Consider the following 18,470-nt stretch of genomic DNA (forward strand, 5'->3'; position numbering starts at 1 on the left):
CTGTCGATCAGAAAAACAGCAGAAATATTTGCCTGCAGTAAAAGCTTAGTTCAAAAACTTGTCAAGCAACAAAAAATAGAAGGAAATTTACAGCCTAAACCCAGGGGGAAACCCAGATTAAGTCATTTAAATAACGGCTCAACAGAAGTAAGAGAAATAGTGGCAGCACATCCCGATGCAACCTTGGTAGAATTGTGTGAGTTATTCGCCCAAAAGACCGGAAATTGGGTAGGTAGAACAGCAATGTGTAGTGCCTTACAGAAGTTAGGATTAAATCGCAAAAAAAAACTATCAGGAGTAGCCAAGCAGGAACAGAAAGAGTCATGAAGTTAAGGTTAGAGTATTGGGAAAAAGTCAAGGACATCGAGCCAAAAAATTTAGTATTTTTAGATGAGACTGGAGTATTGCTAGGTTTAAGCCGAACTCATGCACGTTCTCAACTAGGAACTAGGGCCTATGCGGTCAAACCTTTTTATCGAGGCAAAAAAGTCACAGTAATTGGTGCAATTAGTCTCACGCAAATAGTGGCATTAATGACCCTAGATAACTCGATGGATAGCCAAGCATTTGAGGTGTTTATCGAGAAAATTTTAGCGCCACAATTGTGGTCGGGAGCAGTAGACGTGAATTGATAATTTACCCGCGCATAAACTAGCTTCAATTAAGCCTATGATTGAAGCTATGGGTGCTTCAATATTGTGTTTGTCCCCATACTCTCCTGATTTTAATCCAATTGAATTATGGTGGTCGCAACTCAAATCTTTATTGCGACAGTTTTCACCAACCACCACTAAAATGGTTGACACCATAATTGCTGTGGCTTTGGATTTAATGAATCCTCAACATCTCAAAAACTGGTTTACTAATTGCTGCTACTGTACCTCATAACATCTGGAAGTGCTGTATCTTTCGTCGCAGTTCCCCCAACCTTTTTATTTATCAGCTTGACAGGGGTGGCTATTCTGAGGTTAAGGTGATTGCGGACGATGCACTTAGGTCGATCGGGCTTAAGAAAATATGACTCGCCTTTTTTACACCAGGAATGCTCTATATAGTATGTCTAAACCACTCAATTACATCTGTATTTTTATTATTACTTGCTGGCTGCTGTTTGCTTGTCATTTTCGGGAGCCTCTAAAAGTAAAACGTCCTCCCCTAAAAATATCTTGTGTTCCTTTTGTTGGCTATACACCTCTCATCATTGCTCAAGAGAAAGGATTCTTCAAAGCGCAAGGAATAGACGTGGAACTGAGCTATGTAGACTACTCACAATTGCAAGACGCGGATTTCAGTGCAGGGAAGTATGATGGGATCGGATTGACCTTGGGCGATTTTATCATCTTGAGTGCCACAAATCCTGATATCCAAGCTGTGATGGTTGTGGATGAATCGACAGGTGCAGATGTGGTAGTCGCGCAATCGGACATTAAAACAATCCCTAACTTGAAAGGAAAAAAACTTGGTACACATCTAGGCAGCTTTAGCGAAGTCTTCGTTACTGAGATGTTGAAAACCTCTAAGCTGACGAGCGATGATGTTAGGCTGGTTAAAGTCGAGGCTTTAGACGTTCCCGATCGCTTGCAAAACAATACTATCCAAGCAGGACACACTTGGGAACCCTATCTTTCTGAAGCATTAAAATTAGGGGCAAAAATTTTGTTTACAAGCAAACAAACCCCAGGCTTAATTTTGGATTTAGTCGCGTTTCGGGGTGAGGCTATACGCGATCGCCCCGAAGATATTCGCGCCTTTGTGCGAGGCTGGCTTCAAGGCTTGTCATATTGGGAAGCAAATATTCCCGAAGGAAACGAGATCGTGAGCAAAGCGTTGAATATTCCCAGCAATACAATCTCTTTCGAGGGAATAGACCTCACTGACTTTGCAGAAAATCAAAAGTTCTTTCAATCAGACAGTCCTAATTATATCTACAAAACCGCCAATAAGTATGCGGACTTTTTTATTCGCGCTGGCAATGTGACGCGCCTTCCCAATCTAGAAACCTTGTTCAATTCTTCTTTCTTAGCCCCCCCTCCTAGTCTGAAACCATGAAGCGCACCTTTTTCAACAGCATCTTTATTATTATTACCTGCTGGCTGCTGTTTGCTTGTCATTCTCCGGAATCTCTAAAAGTAAAACGTCCTCCCCTGAAAGTAAGTTTTATCTCTTTTGTTGGCCATAGACCTGGCATCATTGCTCAAGAGAAAGGATTCTTCAAAGCGCAAGGGATAGACGTGGAACTGAGCTATGTAGACTACTTACAATTGCAACAAGCAGATTTCAGTGCAGGGAAGTATGATGGGATCGGATTAACCTTGGGAGATTTCATGATCTTGAGTGCCACAAATCCTGATATCCAAGCTGTGATGGTTGTGGATGAATCGACAGGTGCAGATGTGGTAGTCGCGCAATCCGGCATTAAAACAATTCTTAACTTGAAAGGAAAAAAGCTTGGTGCAAATCTAGGCGGCTTTAGCGAAGTTTTCGTTACTGAGATGTTGAAAATCTCTAAGCTGACAAGCGATGATGTTAGGCTGGTTAAAGTTGATGGTTTAGACGTTCCCCAGCGCTTACAAAACAATGCTATCCAAGCAGGGCACACTTGGGAACCGCATCTTTCTGAATCATTAAAATTAGGAGCAAAAATTTTGTTTACAAGCAAACAAACCCCAGGCTTAATTTTGGATTTGATCGCGTTTCGGGGTGAGGCCATACGCGATCGCCCCGAAGATATTCGCGCCTTTGTGCGAGGCTGGTTTCAAGGCTTGTCATATTGGAAAGCAAATATTCCAGAAGGAAACGCGATCGTGAGCAAAGCGTTGAATATTCCCAGCAATACACTATCTTTCGAGGGAATAGACCTCACTGGCTTTGCAGAAAATCAAAAGTTCTTTCAATCAGACAGTCCTAATTATATCTACAAAACCGCCAAGAAATATGCGGACTTTTTTATTCGCGCTGGCAATGTGACGCGCCTTCCCAATAATCTAGAAACCTTGTTCAATTCTTCTTTCTTAACCCCCCCCTAGTCTGAAACCATGAAGCGCTCCTTTTTCAATAGCATTCGTACAAAGTTAATCGTGTCGTTTCTCGTCGTTGCTCTGATTCCATTGCTGCTGTTAGCATTTATCGACAAACATACAACTGAAAATGCCTTGACCGACAACGCACGACAAGCCCTATCTGCTGAGGCTAACGAAACCGCTAACAGAATAGATGGGTTTATTAATGGGAATCTCGATGCCGTGCGCGTAGAAGCGATTTTACCAGGTTTGGCAGCCTATCTGGGCCTACCTCCAGAACGGCGAAATGGTAGTCCCCAAGAGATGTTAGCGACTGAAACCTTAACCCGGCTCAGTCGCAAAGATATGCTTAATATTATCTCCTATGCCTTGCTCAACTTAAAGGGACGGAATGTACTCGATACGAATACACCGGATATTGGACGAGATGAATCCGGTCAAGATTACTTCCAAGAACTACTCAAAACTCAACGACCTTTTGTTTCTAGTATGAGGCAATCGCCGACAATTCCCAACCTCGTTACGCTTTTTTTTAGCAGTCCTGTTCGCGATGCGAAGGGAAATATATTGGGTGTATTGCGGGTGACATACAATGCCACATCTGTCCAGCAGTTGGTGACTCGGGAAACTGAACACGCAGGTGCGAAATCGTTAGCAGTTCTTTTAGATGAACACTATATCCATCTGGCACATAGCACTAAACCCGAACTCCTTTTCAAATCGATTGTGCCTTTGCCACCCAATGTTGTAGCGAAACTGCAACGCGAACGGCGTTTGCCTAAGAATCTAACGAAAGAAGTTGCAATCAATTTGCCCGACCTCAAGCAAGCATTAGACACTAAACAGCCTTATCTAACCACACGATTGGCAGCTACGGGTAATAATGAGTTGAGCCTTTTAGCGATCGCCCACCTGAAACGTCAACGTTGGTCAGTCGTTTTCGCACAGCCGATTGCCGTTGCCCTAGCACCTGTAGAAAAACAAATACGCGATGCACTTCTTTTATTAGCAATCATCGCCGGAATTGTAACTATCATTGCTTTTGCGATCGCACAACTATTAACAAAGCCTCTGATTGACCTCACCCAAGCGGTTGCCCAGTTTACGGCGGGTAACTTAGACATCCGTGTGAAGATGCGATCGCAAGACGAAATCGGTTTGCTGGCACGATCCTTCAACAGCATGGCGAGGCAACTCAAAGAATCCTTTGAAACCCTCGAAGACAAAGTTAAAGAACGAACAGCAGAACTCGCTAATGCTAATCAAGAAATCATTGCCCTCAACGACAAACTCAAAGTAGACAACCTCCGCTTAGGTGCAGAATTGAATGTGGCGCGTCAGATCCAGCAAATGATTTTGCCCAACCCTGAGGAACTGGAAATTGACGGACTAGATATCGCCGGATACATGGAACCCGCTGATGAAGTAGGAGGTGACTACTACGACGTGCTACAGATCGATGGTATTGTCACACTGGCTATCGGTGATGTCACCGGACACGGCCTGGAAAGCGGCATTCTGATGCTGATGGCGCAAACCTCAGTTCGCACTCTGCAAGAGATTCGTGAACTCGACCCCGTTCGATTCCTGGATGTACTCAACCGTACCCTCTACAAAAACGTGCAGCGCATGAATTCTGAAAAAAGTCTGACGCTGGCGATTTTGAGCTACTCCGAAGGACTGATCAGCATCAGCGGTCAGCATGAAGAAACGCTAGTGGTGCGAAAAAATGGAGAGGTTGAGCGCATCGACACGATGGATTTAGGCTTGCCGATCGCTTTAGATGATGATATCGCACGCTTCATCAGTCACATTTCAATTGAGCTAGAACCTGGAGATGGCGTGGTGCTATATACCGATGGCATTCCAGAAGCCTATAACATCGGTAAAAAGCAGTATGGACTTAAGCAACTCTGTGAAGTGATCGGTCAAAATTGGCACAAGTCTGCCGCAGAAGTTAAGGATGCGGTGATTCTAGATGTACGGCAACATATCGGTAAGCAGAAAGTGTTTGATGATATTACGTTGCTAGTCTTTAAGCGGCAGGCTGACGTTACTGAAAAGGGAAATTTAGTTAATAATATCAGTTCTCCAAAAATATGCTACAATCAAGCTGAAAGTTTGAGGAATACTTTATGAAAGTAAACTACCAAGAAAGAATTGATTTAACAGCAGACGAGTTAAAAAAAATTCTGTCGCAGGAGCGAACTCTAGCTAATCGACAAAAAATTCAGGCTCTTTATTGGTTAAAAGCTGGAGCGAGTCAAAGCCTTACAGATGTAGCTGAACGTTTAGGTGTACATAGAATTACTGTACATAGATGGTTAAAACAATATATGGCGGGCGGTCTGCCAGAACTGTTAAAAATACGGCAACCAACTGGTAGACCCCGAGTAATTCCCTCAGCCGTAATAGCCGGACTTTCACAAAAATTAAGTGAAGAATCCTGTGATTTTAAGACTTATAAAGAAATCGGTCAATGGGTAGAAGATAACTATCACGTATCTGTTAAATATCAAACATTACACAAGCAATTACATTATCGCATGAAAGCCAAATTAAAGGTATCGAAGCCTGTGAATAACGAAAAAGCTCAGGATGCCGACATCGAGCTGAAAATAAAAAAAGCTCAAGAAAATTCCTCAAAGTAGCTTTATGGTTAGAGTCTACTAACACAAATCCAGCAAAAAAATAAACTCAAATATTGGTTTCAAGATGAAACGAGAATAAATTTGCTTAAAAACAATTGAAAAAAACAAGATTACAGCTTTTGGAGTCAAACCAATAGGTAAAGTGAAATGGAGTTTTCTCATGTTATTATTTATATGGGCAGTTCCCACAAAGCTGATAAATACTATACATCAACAAATATCTAAGTCAAGACCTCAAGCTTGCTGATTTAGCTGCATTGCTAGGCCTGAGTAAATTTTAATTTAGTCATCTGTTCAAAGAGGCGATCGGCAGGGTTCCTGATAAATATCTGCTGCAATAGCGGATATTGATAGGGCAAAGCTGTTGTTAAAACAAAAAGAGCGATCGATTATGAAAATTAGCTTAAAGTGTGGGTTCAATAGCCACAGCCATTTGAGTAAACAGTTTCGGCAGCTTACGGGTATGACTACTACAGCTTACATTACCAACTGATAATAAGCGGCAATCCAGGTCGAAAATCAACCTGTTGTCCCTGCACTTCTCCATCAAAACCAAGCTCCACAAAATACTTGGTTCCTATCCGTAACTTTACCTGATTTGTCTCAAGCACTGCTTGAAGTTCAGGTGACGAATTATTGGCAGCAGGACTGACTAATTCTACACGAGTAATTTCGCGTAAACCAACACCATGCTCCAAAGGCTGTGACTTCTGGGCAGAGTATCGATCTGGACGTTGACTAAAGGAAATTTGGAAAAGCATCGGTTCTGTCAACACATCACTATTTGTTCCTACTGCGATACTCATCGTTTCAGATAAATAAGGTGGACGATATGCCCAACTAGAAAATGCAACTGTGTCTTCAGAACCTTGGGCTGGACGCAAACAAATGCCAAATGGACACGCACCATTATTCCGATTTGTCGATCGCTCCCAAAGACGAGTCTGATGAATTGGCTGAGACTGCGCCTCTTCTGGATCGTGAATCCATAACAATTCCAACATTGCGTTATGGAAAAAGAAACAGCGATTGGCTGTACCTTGTCCGCGATGAATGCGAGATGCACCCTCAACTAAACCGAAGGATGATAAACGATTAGCTTCCGAAGCACCAATATCAGTAAGGATGAAAAGATGGTCGAATTCAAATGTCATAGCATTGTTCAGAGAATCGATCGCTAGCTCAAATAATTTTAATCCTCTGTGATTGCTTTTTTTCCGATCGCCGCGCTTATACTGCACAGCGTACTGTACCAAAGTCCCAAACATCTACTGAGTCAATCTTTCCCAATCTAAAATCTAAAATCTAAAATCTAAAATCGCGCAATCGATAGTCCCAAACCTCTACTGAGTCAATCTTTCCCAATCTAAAATCTAAAATCTAAAATCTAAAATCTAAAATCGCGCAATCGATCGCCCAAAATTCCCAAGCTTCAAGTTACAACCAGATTGAGGAACCATCCGCCCGCATCCAGCAGTCTCAACATCCAGTTACCGACAATTCTGTTAGAGTCAGGTCATTATCCGGTGCATCTTGTAGAGACGCGATTCGCAGCCTCTGCCCCGAAAGCAGTAAAATCTCATCACATTGTCACCTGCCACCCGATCGGCAGTAACTTAAAAATTAAGGTAGTTTGAAAATAATCGCCCAAAGTTGAAAGAAGCCTTGACATCTGACCTAAACTCTCTAACTTAGACCCTCTAGCTGCGCTGCCATCCATATTTAAAAGATGCCATGTCAACCTTAGTCATCGTCGAATCTCCCACAAAAGCCCGTACCATCCGCAACTTCCTGCCCTCCACCTACCGTGTAGAGGCATCGATGGGCCATGTCCGCGACCTACCATCCTCCGCCGAAGAAATACCAGAAGCCGTGAAAGGAGAAAAATGGGCGCAACTCGGCGTAAACGTGGAGGCAGACTTTGAACCCCTCTACGTCATCCCGAAAGATAAAAAGAAAATTGTTAAAGAACTCAAAGACGCCCTCAAAGACGCCACAGAACTGATTCTAGCCACTGACGAAGACCGGGAAGGCGAAAGCATTTCCTGGCATTTGCTGCAAATCCTCAAACCCAAAGTGCCTATCAAGCGGATGGTGTTTCATGAAATCACCCGCGAAGCTATCCGCGACGCCTTAACTCACTGCCGCGATATCGACAATCGAGTAGTACAAGCCCAAGAAACTCGCCGAATTCTCGATCGACTCGTCGGTTACACACTCTCTCCGCTACTGTGGAAAAAAATCGCTTGGGGTTTGTCGGCCGGTAGAGTCCAGTCAGTCGCAGTCAGGCTTTTGGTGCGCCGGGAACGCGAACGCCGCGCTTTCCGCCAAGGTAGCTACTGGGATTTGAAAGCCCTTTTGGAAAAGGGCAAGATTTCCTTTGATGCCAAACTCGTGACAGTCGGCAATGTGAAAGTTGCAAATGGCAGCGATTTTGATGAAAATACCGGGCAAATTATCTCCGGCCGCCGTGTACTTTTGCTCAACCAAGAACAGGCGCGGGCTTTACTCTCACGCATCCAAAACAAACCCTGGACTGTCACCAATCTCGAAGAACGGCCAGTCACCCGCAAACCTTCCCCGCCGTTTACGACCTCGACTTTGCAGCAGGAAGCTAACCGCAAACTGCGGCTGGGTGCGCGGGAAACCATGCGCATTGCCCAAAGTCTCTACGAACGCGGTTTTATCACCTATATGCGGACGGATTCGGTGCATTTGTCCGAACAGGCGATCGCAGCGGCGCGCAGTTGCGTGCAAGAACTTTACGGCAGCGAATACCTCAGCCCCCAACCGCGCAAATACACCACCAAAAGCAAAGGCGCGCAGGAAGCCCACGAAGCTATCCGTCCCGCCGGCAGCACTTTTCGGACTCCGCAGCAAACCGGATTGGATGGCATTGATTTCCGCCTCTACGATTTGATTTGGAAGCGGACTGTGGCTTCTCAAATGGCCGATTCCCGCCAAACTCACGTCACTGTATTAACTCAGGTAGAAGATGCCGGTTTCCGTTCCAGCGGCAAACGCATTGATTTTCCCGGCTTTTTGCGGGCCTACGTGGAAGGTTCCGACGATCCGAATGCGGCGCTGGAAGACCAAGAGGTGATTTTGCCGGCGCTGAAGGTGGGGGATAAACCTAATTGTAAGGATTTAGAGGCAGTTGGGCACGAAACTCAACCTCCCGCCCGCTATACGGAAGCTTCTCTGGTCAAAATGCTCGAAAGCGAAGGCGTGGGCCGTCCGAGTACCTATGCGAGTATTATCGGTACAATTGTCGATCGGGGATATGCCAAATTAATAGCTAACGCCCTAATTCCGACATTCACTGCTTTCGCCGTCACGACTTTATTGGAAACGCATTTTCCCGATTTAGTAGACACCGGTTTTACTTCCCGAATGGAACAAACCCTCGATGAAATTGCTACCGGCGAGGCGAAATGGCTGCCGTATTTGCAAAAGTTTTATACAGGGGAAACCGGACTCGCAACCCAAGTCAAAGAACAGGAAAGCCAGATTGACGCGAAAGTTGCCCGAACTGTGGTATTGGAGAATATTTCAGCTAAAGTTTGCATCGGCAAATTCGGCGCATACCTGGAATCAGAAAGCGAAGAAGGCCTGGTAAAAGCATCGATTCCCCAAGATTTGACGCCGGCAGATTTAGACCCGGAACAAGTGGAGTTTCTGTTAAAGCAAAAAACGGAAGGCCCGGAAAAATTGGGTCTTCACCCGGAAACCGGGGAACCGATTTATGTGCTGATTGGCAGTTATGGGCCATACGTTCAGTTAGGGGAAGTTTCGGAAACGAACAAGAAACCGAAGCGGGCTTCTTTACCGAAGGGGACGGATAAGGATAGCGTGACGCTGGATATGGCGGTGAGTTTGTTGACTTTACCCCGGTTGTTGGGCACTCACCCGGAGACGGGGGCGAAGGTGCAAGCTAATTTGGGGATGTACGGGCCTTATGTGGTGCACGACCAGGGTAAGGTGGGGAAAGATTATCGATCGATCAAACCGCCGGATGATGTTTTGACGATCGAGCTCGATCGGGCATTGGAAATGTTAGCGCAACCAAAAGCCGTTCGGGGCAGCAGCAAAACAGCCACACCTTTGAAAGAATTGGGCGCGCATCCAGAATCGGGAGAACCGCTTAATGTTTACGATGGCCGCTATGGCCCTTACGTGAAACACGGCGATATCAATGCTTCTTTGTCGAAGGATGAATCTGTGGAGAATTTCACCTTACAAAGAGCACTGGAATTGTTAGCAACCAAGGAAGCAGCGGGAGGCGGTAAATCTAGCAGCAAGTCGAAGAAGTCTACTAAGACTGCGGCGGCGAAGTCCGAGACTGCAACTGAGAAGACTGCGGCGAAGAAAACCACTGCTAAAAAGACGACGACTGGGGCGAAAAAAACGACTACTAAGAAGGCGGCGACTGCGACTGCGACTAAGAAGAAGACAACTTGAGTTTAGTGTAGTTTTCACTGATCGAGAAACCCGGACGGTGTAAGGGCGGTGCCCCCGTGCCCGCCCGGTTTTTTTGTTGGTAAAATACTGCACAAATTTAGGTTTGTAGTAAGGACTTCAGTCCTTAAAATTGGGTTAGAGTGTCTTAGGGCATTACGACCCACCGAGCTGGAAATTTTTGATAATTTTCTTAAGTAGAACTTGATAGTATACAAAATATGCGATACTTTCGGATGATCTGAGGTGTTGAGTCCGCATTTGCGGGTTAACGCTTAATTAGCTTGCTCTGCTTAAGTGTATGGAAGCCACCTTGAAATTGTTGGGTGGAAACTTAGTTTTTTTGGGTACAAGACTCCAGCCAGAAGGCTCCAAGTTATACTTATGGTTAGAGGTGAAATAATTCTTCGCCTTCTAGGTTCTGTTTTGGATGACCAGCGATCGCGACATTTACCAAAAGGCTTGATGCAATGGTTCAGAAAATTGCCCTATTCAACCACAAGGGCGGGGTTAGTAAGACCACAACTACGTTTAATCTAGGCTGGATGCTTGCTTCCAAAGGAAAAAGAGTGATTCTTGTGGATACCGATCCACAATGTAACCTCACTGGCCTGACTCTGGGAGAAGAAACTGAGGATGATGAGAGGAGAATTCAAGAAATCTACAATACAACCTCAAACATAAAGACAGGGCTGGCTCCCGCTTTTGAGTCACAACCAAGAGCAATTGAAGCTGTGGATTGTATCCCAATACAAGGTCGGAATGATTTATTCCTTCTACCTGGTAATGTTGGTTTGGCTGAGTATGAAGTGACACTAGGTATTGCTCAAGAATTAAGTGGCTCAATTCAAACTCTGAAGAATTTACCAGGTTCTATCAATGATTTGCTTGAAAAGACAGCGACTAAGTTTAATGCAGATTATATGCTGATTGATATGAGTCCAAGCTTAGGTTCAATTAATCAGAATCTGCTGATGATAAGTGACTTTTTCTTAGTGCCTACTACTGCTGACTTTTTCTCCGTGATGGCAATCGACTCTTTGGCTAAGGTCTTGCCAAGATGGTATGCCTGGGCAAAGTCGGCAAGCTCACTCCAAATCCTGAAAGAAGCAAATTATCCGTTTCCTGACATTACTCTACGTTTTTTAGGGACAATTGTTCAGAACTATCGAATCATTCGAGGCAAAGAAACTGCTGCTTTCCAAACCTGGATTGAGAAGATTGAGAAAACTGTTTCTGACAAATTGATTCCAACTTTACGCCAAAGCAATATGATGCTGCCAGACCAGACTTACCGGGAGCAGGGACTTAAAGACAGCCTCTCCCTTGCGAAGATTTCAAACTTTAACAGTCTGATTGCTCTGTCTCAAGAACATCGAACACCAGTTTATGCTTTAACACCTCAGCAATTGGTACAACAAGGGGTTGTCTTGGAGCAAAACCAGAAGAAGCAGGAAGAGTTTAGACAAACTTTTTCAGACTTGGCAGATAAAATCATTGCATTAAGTTCAGAAAGCTCCGTATATGCAGTCAGCGCTTGACCAATTTCGTATTAGCATTAGTCGCGTCCGAGACCTAATTGCCCTTCATAATTCCATTAAAGCTCAAGCTACTGGTGTGCTAGATGTGTCAGATATGCTACGAGCCGCGCTAGTTCTTGCAGTGAGCGCGTTGGATTATTACGTGCATGAGGTTGTGACATTAGGAATGTTAGAAATTCATCGAGGACAACGTTCGGAACCAACGCCTTCAGCAAATACTACTCAGTCAGCATTCTCACGTTTTCAAGTGTCGTTGGGTGGTGCTCGTCAAGAGCGATTAGCGGCGATTGATATTGCCTCATGGCTGGAAACTGAAATTGAACAAACTCACGGTTATGCTTTTCTTCAACAATCTTATACGGTTGCAGCCTTAATCCCTGCAATATCAAGTAGCGTTGTGAAGAGGCTGAATAATGCCTCTTGGCTGGAGAATGAGATTAGGGAACGTCTGGGATATCAGAGCTTCCAGCAAGCCGACAAAATTGCTGATGCAATCAGATATATTTCAGACAAAAAGTTGTGGGATGAGGTGGCTAATAAGATAAGCAAACCAGTAAAAGATATTAAGCAACAACTCAATTCGATAGTTGATCGGAGAAATAAGATTGCTCATGAAGCTGATATAGATCCAACTTTTAACATCGGAAATAGATGGAATATTGACGAGGTGCTTGTTGGCAATGCAGTAGACTTTATTGAGCAGATTGTTGAGAGCATTCATCAAGTTCTGTGAATGCAAGGAGAATTGACATGACCCTAGAGCTATATCAGGAAGTTGCTTTAACCCGTGACTTACCAGAATATCAACTCAAAGCAGGAGATATTCTGGTAAGTCATGGGTTAATTTTGTTTCTCATCCTAGTGGTGGTGAAGAGGGCTGTCTGTTGGAAATATTTAATGCTGTTGGTGAGTCTATGACAGTCATAGCCGTCCCAATCTCTACTGTAGAAGTTCTCCGCCCTGATGAAATCTTAACAGTTCGTTCTTTGGTACAAGCAGGTTAATATTCATTCAAATGTGGGGTTTAAGCGTCTTCACTCGCAGCAAAATATTGTGATCATTGTTGAGTGCGCGGATTAAACAACTTAACGCGCGTTAGTGCGATCAATCGCACTAACCCCCTATCAATGACCTCGCGCTGGTCTAAAATCTCCTCAGCCACCAGAAAGGCGATATGTGCGATCGACAAACTCCCCCTATAACCCAGCCAGCAGCAGCAGGGGAAAAACTAGCAGCAAGTCGAAGAAGCCAACTAAAACTGCTGCGGTAAAATCGGAAACTGCAACTGAGAAGACTGTGGCGAAGAAAACAACTGCTAAAAAGACGGCGACAGCGACAAAGTAGAAAACCAAGTGAAATTAGTTTAGTTCTCACTCATCCCAGGAACCCGGTTTCTTAAAGAAACCGGGTTTCTTTATTTGTAAAACACTAGACAACAGGGCAAAAATAGATTTGTACTTCCGTCCTTAAAATTCTCTTCTCTTCTCTTCCTTTGTGTCATAAACGTCTGTGCGGTTCGATCGCCCCTATTTATTTTGAGACATATCAACTCAAACTCTTGTCAAGCCTACCTTTGCAGCTTGCTTTTCACCAGTCGGCTAAATCATCCTATTTACTTATTGACAATTGCTCCTCTCTGTTAAATTGTCAGGGAACCAACATATAAGGTTAAAAATTGTATCATAAGCAACAGAAAGTACCCAATCTTTTATGTAGGGCTCTACAATTGAGAAAAGAAACAAGATTAAGAGGCGCGATCGCAATGGGTATCAATGAAAACTTAGACTGGGAAGAAGCATTTGAGTACCGAGCGGGCTTGACAGTCGAGTTGAAGTCCCAGCCAGGGGTTTTGCATACGATCGCTTACTATGAAGTGATGATGGTACCGCCCATCTGGTTAGAAAATGACCCGCGTCCCCGGTATCCTCACGAACTGCGAGTCGTTTCGCAGCAACCTGCTGTGTCCAATAGTTGCCGGATTTCAGAGTGCCCGGTTTTAGTCGCGTCCTAAGTTTTTTCAGCGGAAAATATCGGCGATGGCATCTAGCAAGCAATCAAACCGATGCAGTGATTTTCGGAATGAGATTGCTGTACTTTACTTTGTGGCGATCGCTTAAGATATAGATGGCGACGAGAGTGCGATCGACTCAAATCAATTCACCTGTTAATGTTTCAACTGGGGAAATAGCCTGATTAATGTTAGCAGCCATTGTTGTTACATCATTCTCTCCCCTACAGACAATAATTCCAGCATCGTCAGGCTGTAACCTGTGCAGTCTGATAAAATAACGGCGATTTTGAGTTAAAACAGCTCGATTTTCACTTACTGCAAAAGCTAACACTTCTTGGTCAGGAATTTTGGGTTATCCTTTCCGGCTTCTTGCACTGTCAGAATATTCTGAATGATAGGGCGCAGCAATTCTATAACCACTCTGGAAAATTGTTCGTCAGCATAAACACGCGCCATTATGTCAATCCTCGTCATTCTCGCGGATAGCTATTTCAATTTCATCAGAAAAAGCTGCCGCATAAGGCCACGCATTTGCTAAATCAGTAGCAGTTAGTGTGGGATAGTTATCTAAGAGTTGAGACTCGTTCATACCCAAGCGGCGAAAACTCGCCAGCACCCAAACAGGAATGCGACTCTTTCTAATACAAGCATCACCGCCACAGACACCGATAGTTTTGTTAATTTATGGTCAGGTGTTAGCTAAATTTTGGGTTAATAATTAGATAATTTGAGCTTTCTTTTTTGGCGTTAAGGCTAGGAGTTGTGCTTCTGATTATTGGATTGTCAGAGAACCTATTTGATTTATGAATTCTGTAGGTATTTGCTATTATACGCAATTCCTTTCTCTCTGCTTTCTTTCTCTGCGCCTCTACCGTTGATTTAAAAAAAGCCGATTCACAAATGAAATAGCATTGCTATATCTTTTTAAATTATTGATAACTCTCTAAATTATAAAAATTGCTCACCCTTTTACCCTGAGCTTAAACGAACATAAAAAACTTTAACCGAAAAGGAATCATACCATTTTAGATTTTAGATTTTAGATTGGGCATGACTGACCACATAAAGCTTTGGATATTGCCTACAGTTGCATTTTTTTTAATAACTGGTATCAGCCCTCTGTCGGGCTCAAGTTAAATTAATTTAGCCTATAAATCCTTATGACTTCTACCTTGAGAAGTATCTTTTTGGGGACTTGCACAACACATCCTACCGGTCGCAACATATAGTAAGGCTCAGTGCGCAGTGCACAGCCTACAAAAACTTTGGTGTAAATCCTATTATGTATTGCTGAATTCCTCGATCCCCGCAAGTAGCCGCCTTTATTGCATCAAAGTCGTGCCATATTTAGCCAGAAATTAACATTGATTTAAACTTTAATTTAGACATAAACGAGCTAGAATTCAATAGTTTCCGTGGAAGACATCGAGTTTAAATACAAAATGTCACAGATAAAAAATTAATATCGATCGCACTTTACAAAACAACCAAAACTCAGGAGGCAATCGCTGATGATGCTAGGAACAACCGAGATCCCGCAATTAAAGCCGCTTTCCGACTCAGAACTACACAAAATGAACGCCTACTGGCGCGCGGCAAACTACCTATCCGTCGGACAAATCTATCTCCTCGACAACCCCCTACTAAAAGAACCCCTCAAAATCGAACACGTCAAACCGAGACTCCTCGGACATTGGGGCACCACTCCAGGCCTCAACTTCATCTACGTCCACCTCAACCGCATCATTAAAGCCCAAGACCTCAACACCATCTACATCGCAGGCCCCGGACACGGCGGGCCGGGCTTGGTCGCCAACACCTATCTCGAAGGAACTTACAGCGAATATTACTCGAACATTTCCCAAGATGAAGAGGGTATCAAGCGGCTGTTCAAACAGTTCTCCTTTCCCGGCGGTATCCCCAGCCACGTAGCCCCGGAAACCCCCGGTTCGATTCACGAAGGCGGCGAACTCGGCTACGCCCTGGTACACGCTTACGGGGCGGCCTTCGATAACCCCGATTTGATTGTGGCGGCCGTTGTCGGCGACGGGGAGGCGGAAACTGGCCCGCTAGCTGCTAGCTGGCACTCTAACAAGTTTCTCAACCCGGTTCGGGACGGGGCCGTGTTGCCGATTCTGCACTTGAACGGCTACAAAATTGCCAATCCAACCCTGTTGGCCCGCATTCCGCGCGAGGAATTGGAAAGTTTGATGGTCGGTTACGGCTACAAACCTTATTGGGTGGAAGGTTCAGACCCGGAAACCGTGCACCAGTTGATGGCTGCAACTCTCGATACAGTCATCGGCGAAATTAAGGCGATTCAGGAAAAAGCCCGGACGGAGGGCTATTCGGGTCGTCCCCAGTGGCCGATGATTGTGATGAAAACTCCCAAAGGCTGGACGGGGCCGAAGGATGTTGACGGGAAGAAAACTGAGGATTATTGGCGATCGCACCAAGTCCCACTTTCGGAAATGGCTTCTAAGCCGGGACACGTCCAACTCCTGGAAGATTGGATGAAAAGCTATAAGCCGGAAGAACTCTTCGACGAAAAGGGCAAGTTAATTCCTGAATTGGCGGAACTCGCACCCAAGGGCGATCGGCGGATGGGGGCAAATCCCCACGCTAACGGCGGCCTGCTGCTGCGAGACTTGAAAATGCCGGAATTTGAAGACTTTGCCGTTGACGTGCAAAAACCGGGCACTGTAATGGCTGAAGCCACCCGCGTCACTGGTCGTTTCCTGCGAGAGGTGGTGAAACTCAATCAGGAAAACGCCAATTTCCGCATTGTCGGGCCTGACGAGACGGCCTCAAACCGCCTCGATCCGGTGTTTGAAGTGACGGACCGGGTGTGGGCGGCGGACATTCTGCCCGAAGACGACCACATCTCCCCCGACGGCCGGGTGATGGAAGTCCTCAGCGAACATATGTGTCAGGGATGGCTGGAAGGCTATTTGCTGACGGGACGCCACGGCTTTTTCTCTTGTTACGAGGCGTTTATTCATATCATCGATTCGATGTTCAACCAACACGCCAAGTGGTTGAAAACTACTAACGACATTCCTTGGCGCAGACCGATCGCCTCTCTGAATTACTTACTAACTTCTCACGTTTGGCGGCAAGACCACAACGGTTTTTCTCACCAAGATCCGGGTTTTATCGACCACGTAATTAACAAGAAAGCGGAAGTTGTGCGGATTTATTTGCCGCCGGATGCGAACACTTTGCTGTCAGTAACGGACCACTGTCTCCGCAGCCGCCACTATGTCAACGTGATTATTGCAGGGAAGCAGCCGGCATTGCAGTATTTGGATATGGATGCTGCGATTAAACACTGTACGGCCGGCATCGGCATTTGGGAGTGGGCCAGCAACGATAAAGGCGGCGAACCGGATGTGGTGATGGCTTGCGCGGGTGATGTTCCGACGCTGGAAACTTTGGCTGCTGTTGACATTCTCCGCCGAGATTATCCCGATTTAAAAGTGCGGGTAGTGAATGTGGTGGATTTGATGACACTTCAGCCTTCTAGCGAACATCCTCACGGTTTGTCTGACAAGGAGTTTGATAGTTTGTTCACGAAAGATAAGCCGGTGATTTTTGCTTTTCATGGCTATCCTTGGCTGATTCACCGATTGGCTTACCGCCGGACAAATCACCCGAATATTCACGTTCGGGGTTACAAGGAAGAGGGAACGACTACGACGCCGTTTGATATGGTGGTGATGAACGATCTCGATCGATTCCATTTAGTTGGAGATGTACTCGATCGCGTTCCAAAACTGAGTTCTGTAGCAGCTTACGGCAAACAAGCTATCCGTGACAAGCTGATCGAGCACACGCAGTATATCACCGAGCACGGCGATGATATGCCGGAAATCCGCGACTGGAAGTGGCCGCACGCGGGCCCGGTTTCCTCGGCGGAACCGCCGCAGGAAACGAAAGATCCGGCGGCGACTGCAGAACAAACTGTGCGATCGGGTGCACCGGGCTAGCGATATTCTGGGTAGGGACACGGCAATGTGGTGTCCGGCACAGGATTGTGGATTAGGGCACGGCAGTGCCGTGTCCCTACGGGATTCCATTTGTATTAGAATAAATCTGCCGTAATGGTCATCTTAGTGGGGCGACGCAGTGAAGTGAGGGGGATGCGCGATCGGACGCTGGCGTTAAACTGGCATAACGTTGATAGAGAATAAGAATGTCTTCTTTCCTGGGTCACAGTCGGTTTGTTAAACCACTTCAACTATTATTTTTACCGAAATTCATTGATTGAGATTGGTGTTCTTGCCCCGTTAGTTTACATTGCTTTCTCAATCAACTCTGACACCAGCACTATCCATACACCAAGAATTAGAATTGGTGGTTTATTACTAATTTCTATCTGTTTTATGGTTTGGGCGTTTAGTCTGAATAGGTAGAATTAAGTAGGTAATGAAAAAAAACGTTTTCAGTCATCTTTAATAGCTAGTTCCCGTGGTTCAATAAATATTGATAGAATTTCTATTGCTGATGATGCTGACGAAGTAGCAATCATTCCTTAAAGGGAATCTTGTAGTAGCTGACTCTACTACTAATAGTACCTCGAAGGAAGTTCTAGTAATTCTCAGGAATACTAGAAGCCTACACTCACAGCAAGCTTGCGTGTAGGTACTTCACACATCCGCTTAACGATTTCCGCACTTCTTTGTGCGCTTTTGAGCGTACATTAATTCATCTGCTAGGGCGTCGGTTCAGTATTAGGAGTTGACAAAAAAGACTGAAAATGATATGTGAATTGAGAAGCCTGTTAAAT

18 protein-coding genes and 1 pseudogene are annotated in these 18,470 nt (G+C 45.0%); 14 read left to right on the forward strand and 5 right to left on the reverse strand.

Annotated elements, in window-relative coordinates; genetic code table 11:
• The 8 genes and pseudogenes from QUA54_RS31710 to QUA54_RS31740 form a co-directional block, all read left to right on the forward strand.
• Nucleotides 1-327 (forward strand): annotated as a pseudogene (locus tag QUA54_RS31710) (hypothetical protein); the annotation flags it as partial.
• Nucleotides 324-632: a transposase gene (locus tag QUA54_RS31715; protein ID WP_333418712.1), complete on the forward strand. Its 309-nt coding sequence runs from the start codon at nucleotides 324-326 to the stop codon at nucleotides 630-632. The pseudogene QUA54_RS31710 and the gene QUA54_RS31715, both read left to right, overlap by 4 nt.
• Nucleotides 628-888, forward strand: a complete 261-nt coding sequence (locus QUA54_RS34660; RefSeq protein ID WP_445301609.1) for a transposase — start codon at nucleotides 628-630, stop codon at nucleotides 886-888. Before QUA54_RS31715 ends, QUA54_RS34660 begins: the two co-directional genes overlap by 5 nt.
• A gap of 168 nt (nucleotides 889-1,056) precedes the next feature.
• Complete coding sequence (locus tag QUA54_RS31720; RefSeq protein ID WP_333418714.1) at nucleotides 1,057-2,049, forward strand: ABC transporter substrate-binding protein; 993 nt, start codon at nucleotides 1,057-1,059, stop codon at nucleotides 2,047-2,049.
• On the forward strand, nucleotides 2,046-3,026 hold the full coding sequence (locus QUA54_RS31725) for an ABC transporter substrate-binding protein (RefSeq protein ID WP_333418716.1): 981 nt from the start codon (nucleotides 2,046-2,048) through the stop codon (nucleotides 3,024-3,026). The genes QUA54_RS31720 and QUA54_RS31725 overlap by 4 nt, the downstream gene beginning before the upstream one ends.
• A 9-nt stretch (nucleotides 3,027-3,035) precedes the next feature.
• Complete coding sequence (locus QUA54_RS31730; RefSeq protein ID WP_333418718.1) at nucleotides 3,036-5,159, forward strand: SpoIIE family protein phosphatase; 2,124 nt, start codon at nucleotides 3,036-3,038, stop codon at nucleotides 5,157-5,159.
• Complete coding sequence (locus tag QUA54_RS31735; RefSeq protein ID WP_333418720.1) at nucleotides 5,156-5,671, forward strand: helix-turn-helix domain-containing protein; 516 nt, start codon at nucleotides 5,156-5,158, stop codon at nucleotides 5,669-5,671. Before QUA54_RS31730 ends, QUA54_RS31735 begins: the two co-directional genes overlap by 4 nt.
• A 391-nt stretch (nucleotides 5,672-6,062) precedes the next feature.
• Entirely contained in the window at nucleotides 6,063-6,164 is a 102-nt protein-coding gene (locus QUA54_RS31740) for an AraC family transcriptional regulator (protein WP_333418721.1), read from the forward strand.
• On the opposite strand, the gene QUA54_RS31745 is transcribed toward QUA54_RS31740, so the two are convergent.
• Nucleotides 6,154-6,939, reverse strand: coding sequence for a VOC family protein (locus QUA54_RS31745; RefSeq protein ID WP_333418723.1), 786 nt, complete (start codon nucleotides 6,937-6,939; stop codon nucleotides 6,154-6,156). The two genes, QUA54_RS31740 and QUA54_RS31745, sit on opposite strands and share 11 nt — an antisense overlap.
• A 466-nt stretch (nucleotides 6,940-7,405) precedes the next feature.
• Here QUA54_RS31745 and topA point away from each other — a divergent pair, with 466 nt between their 5' ends.
• The 4 genes from topA to QUA54_RS31765 all read left to right on the forward strand — a co-directional run bounded on the left by topA (nucleotide 7,406) and on the right by QUA54_RS31765 (nucleotide 12,588).
• Complete coding sequence (gene topA, locus QUA54_RS31750) at nucleotides 7,406-10,132, forward strand: type I DNA topoisomerase (RefSeq protein WP_333418726.1); 2,727 nt, start codon at nucleotides 7,406-7,408, stop codon at nucleotides 10,130-10,132.
• A 467-nt stretch (nucleotides 10,133-10,599) separates the two neighbouring features.
• Nucleotides 10,600-11,670: an AAA family ATPase gene (locus QUA54_RS31755; RefSeq protein WP_333418728.1), complete on the forward strand. Its 1,071-nt coding sequence runs from the start codon at nucleotides 10,600-10,602 to the stop codon at nucleotides 11,668-11,670.
• Nucleotides 11,654-12,403, forward strand: coding sequence for a HEPN domain-containing protein (locus tag QUA54_RS31760; protein WP_333418730.1), 750 nt, complete (start codon nucleotides 11,654-11,656; stop codon nucleotides 12,401-12,403). The genes QUA54_RS31755 and QUA54_RS31760 overlap by 17 nt, the downstream gene beginning before the upstream one ends.
• A 17-nt stretch (nucleotides 12,404-12,420) precedes the next feature.
• Nucleotides 12,421-12,588, forward strand: a complete 168-nt coding sequence (locus QUA54_RS31765; RefSeq protein ID WP_333418731.1) for a hypothetical protein — start codon at nucleotides 12,421-12,423, stop codon at nucleotides 12,586-12,588.
• Nucleotides 12,589-12,866: 278 nt separating this feature from the next.
• On the opposite strand, the gene QUA54_RS31770 is transcribed toward QUA54_RS31765, so the two are convergent.
• Nucleotides 12,867-13,022: a hypothetical protein gene (locus QUA54_RS31770; RefSeq protein ID WP_333418733.1), complete on the reverse strand. Its 156-nt coding sequence runs from the start codon at nucleotides 13,020-13,022 to the stop codon at nucleotides 12,867-12,869.
• A gap of 410 nt (nucleotides 13,023-13,432) precedes the next feature.
• Between QUA54_RS31770 and QUA54_RS31775 the strand changes: the two genes are divergently transcribed.
• On the forward strand, nucleotides 13,433-13,681 hold the full coding sequence (locus QUA54_RS31775; RefSeq protein ID WP_333418735.1) for a hypothetical protein: 249 nt from the start codon (nucleotides 13,433-13,435) through the stop codon (nucleotides 13,679-13,681).
• Between the two features lie 136 nt (nucleotides 13,682-13,817).
• On the opposite strand, the gene QUA54_RS31780 is transcribed toward QUA54_RS31775, so the two are convergent.
• From QUA54_RS31780 to QUA54_RS31790, 3 genes are read right to left on the reverse strand one after another with little or no spacing between them, the layout of a single operon-like run.
• Complete coding sequence (locus QUA54_RS31780) at nucleotides 13,818-14,012, reverse strand: DUF5615 family PIN-like protein (RefSeq protein WP_333418737.1); 195 nt, start codon at nucleotides 14,010-14,012, stop codon at nucleotides 13,818-13,820.
• Complete coding sequence (locus QUA54_RS31785; protein ID WP_333418739.1) at nucleotides 14,006-14,137, reverse strand: hypothetical protein; 132 nt, start codon at nucleotides 14,135-14,137, stop codon at nucleotides 14,006-14,008. The genes QUA54_RS31780 and QUA54_RS31785 overlap by 7 nt, the downstream gene beginning before the upstream one ends.
• Before the next feature lie 4 nt (nucleotides 14,138-14,141).
• Nucleotides 14,142-14,363: a DUF433 domain-containing protein gene (locus tag QUA54_RS31790; protein ID WP_333418743.1), complete on the reverse strand. Its 222-nt coding sequence runs from the start codon at nucleotides 14,361-14,363 to the stop codon at nucleotides 14,142-14,144.
• A gap of 829 nt (nucleotides 14,364-15,192) precedes the next feature.
• On the opposite strand from QUA54_RS31790, the gene QUA54_RS31795 reads away from it, so the two are divergent.
• Nucleotides 15,193-17,670, forward strand: a complete 2,478-nt coding sequence (locus QUA54_RS31795; RefSeq protein WP_333418741.1) for a phosphoketolase family protein — start codon at nucleotides 15,193-15,195, stop codon at nucleotides 17,668-17,670.
• Nucleotides 17,671-18,470: the final 800 nt, after the last annotated feature.

This window comes from Microcoleus sp. MOSTC5 (assembly GCF_036701825.1).
GTDB lineage: Bacteria > Cyanobacteriota > Cyanobacteriia > Cyanobacteriales > Microcoleaceae > Microcoleus > Microcoleus asticus.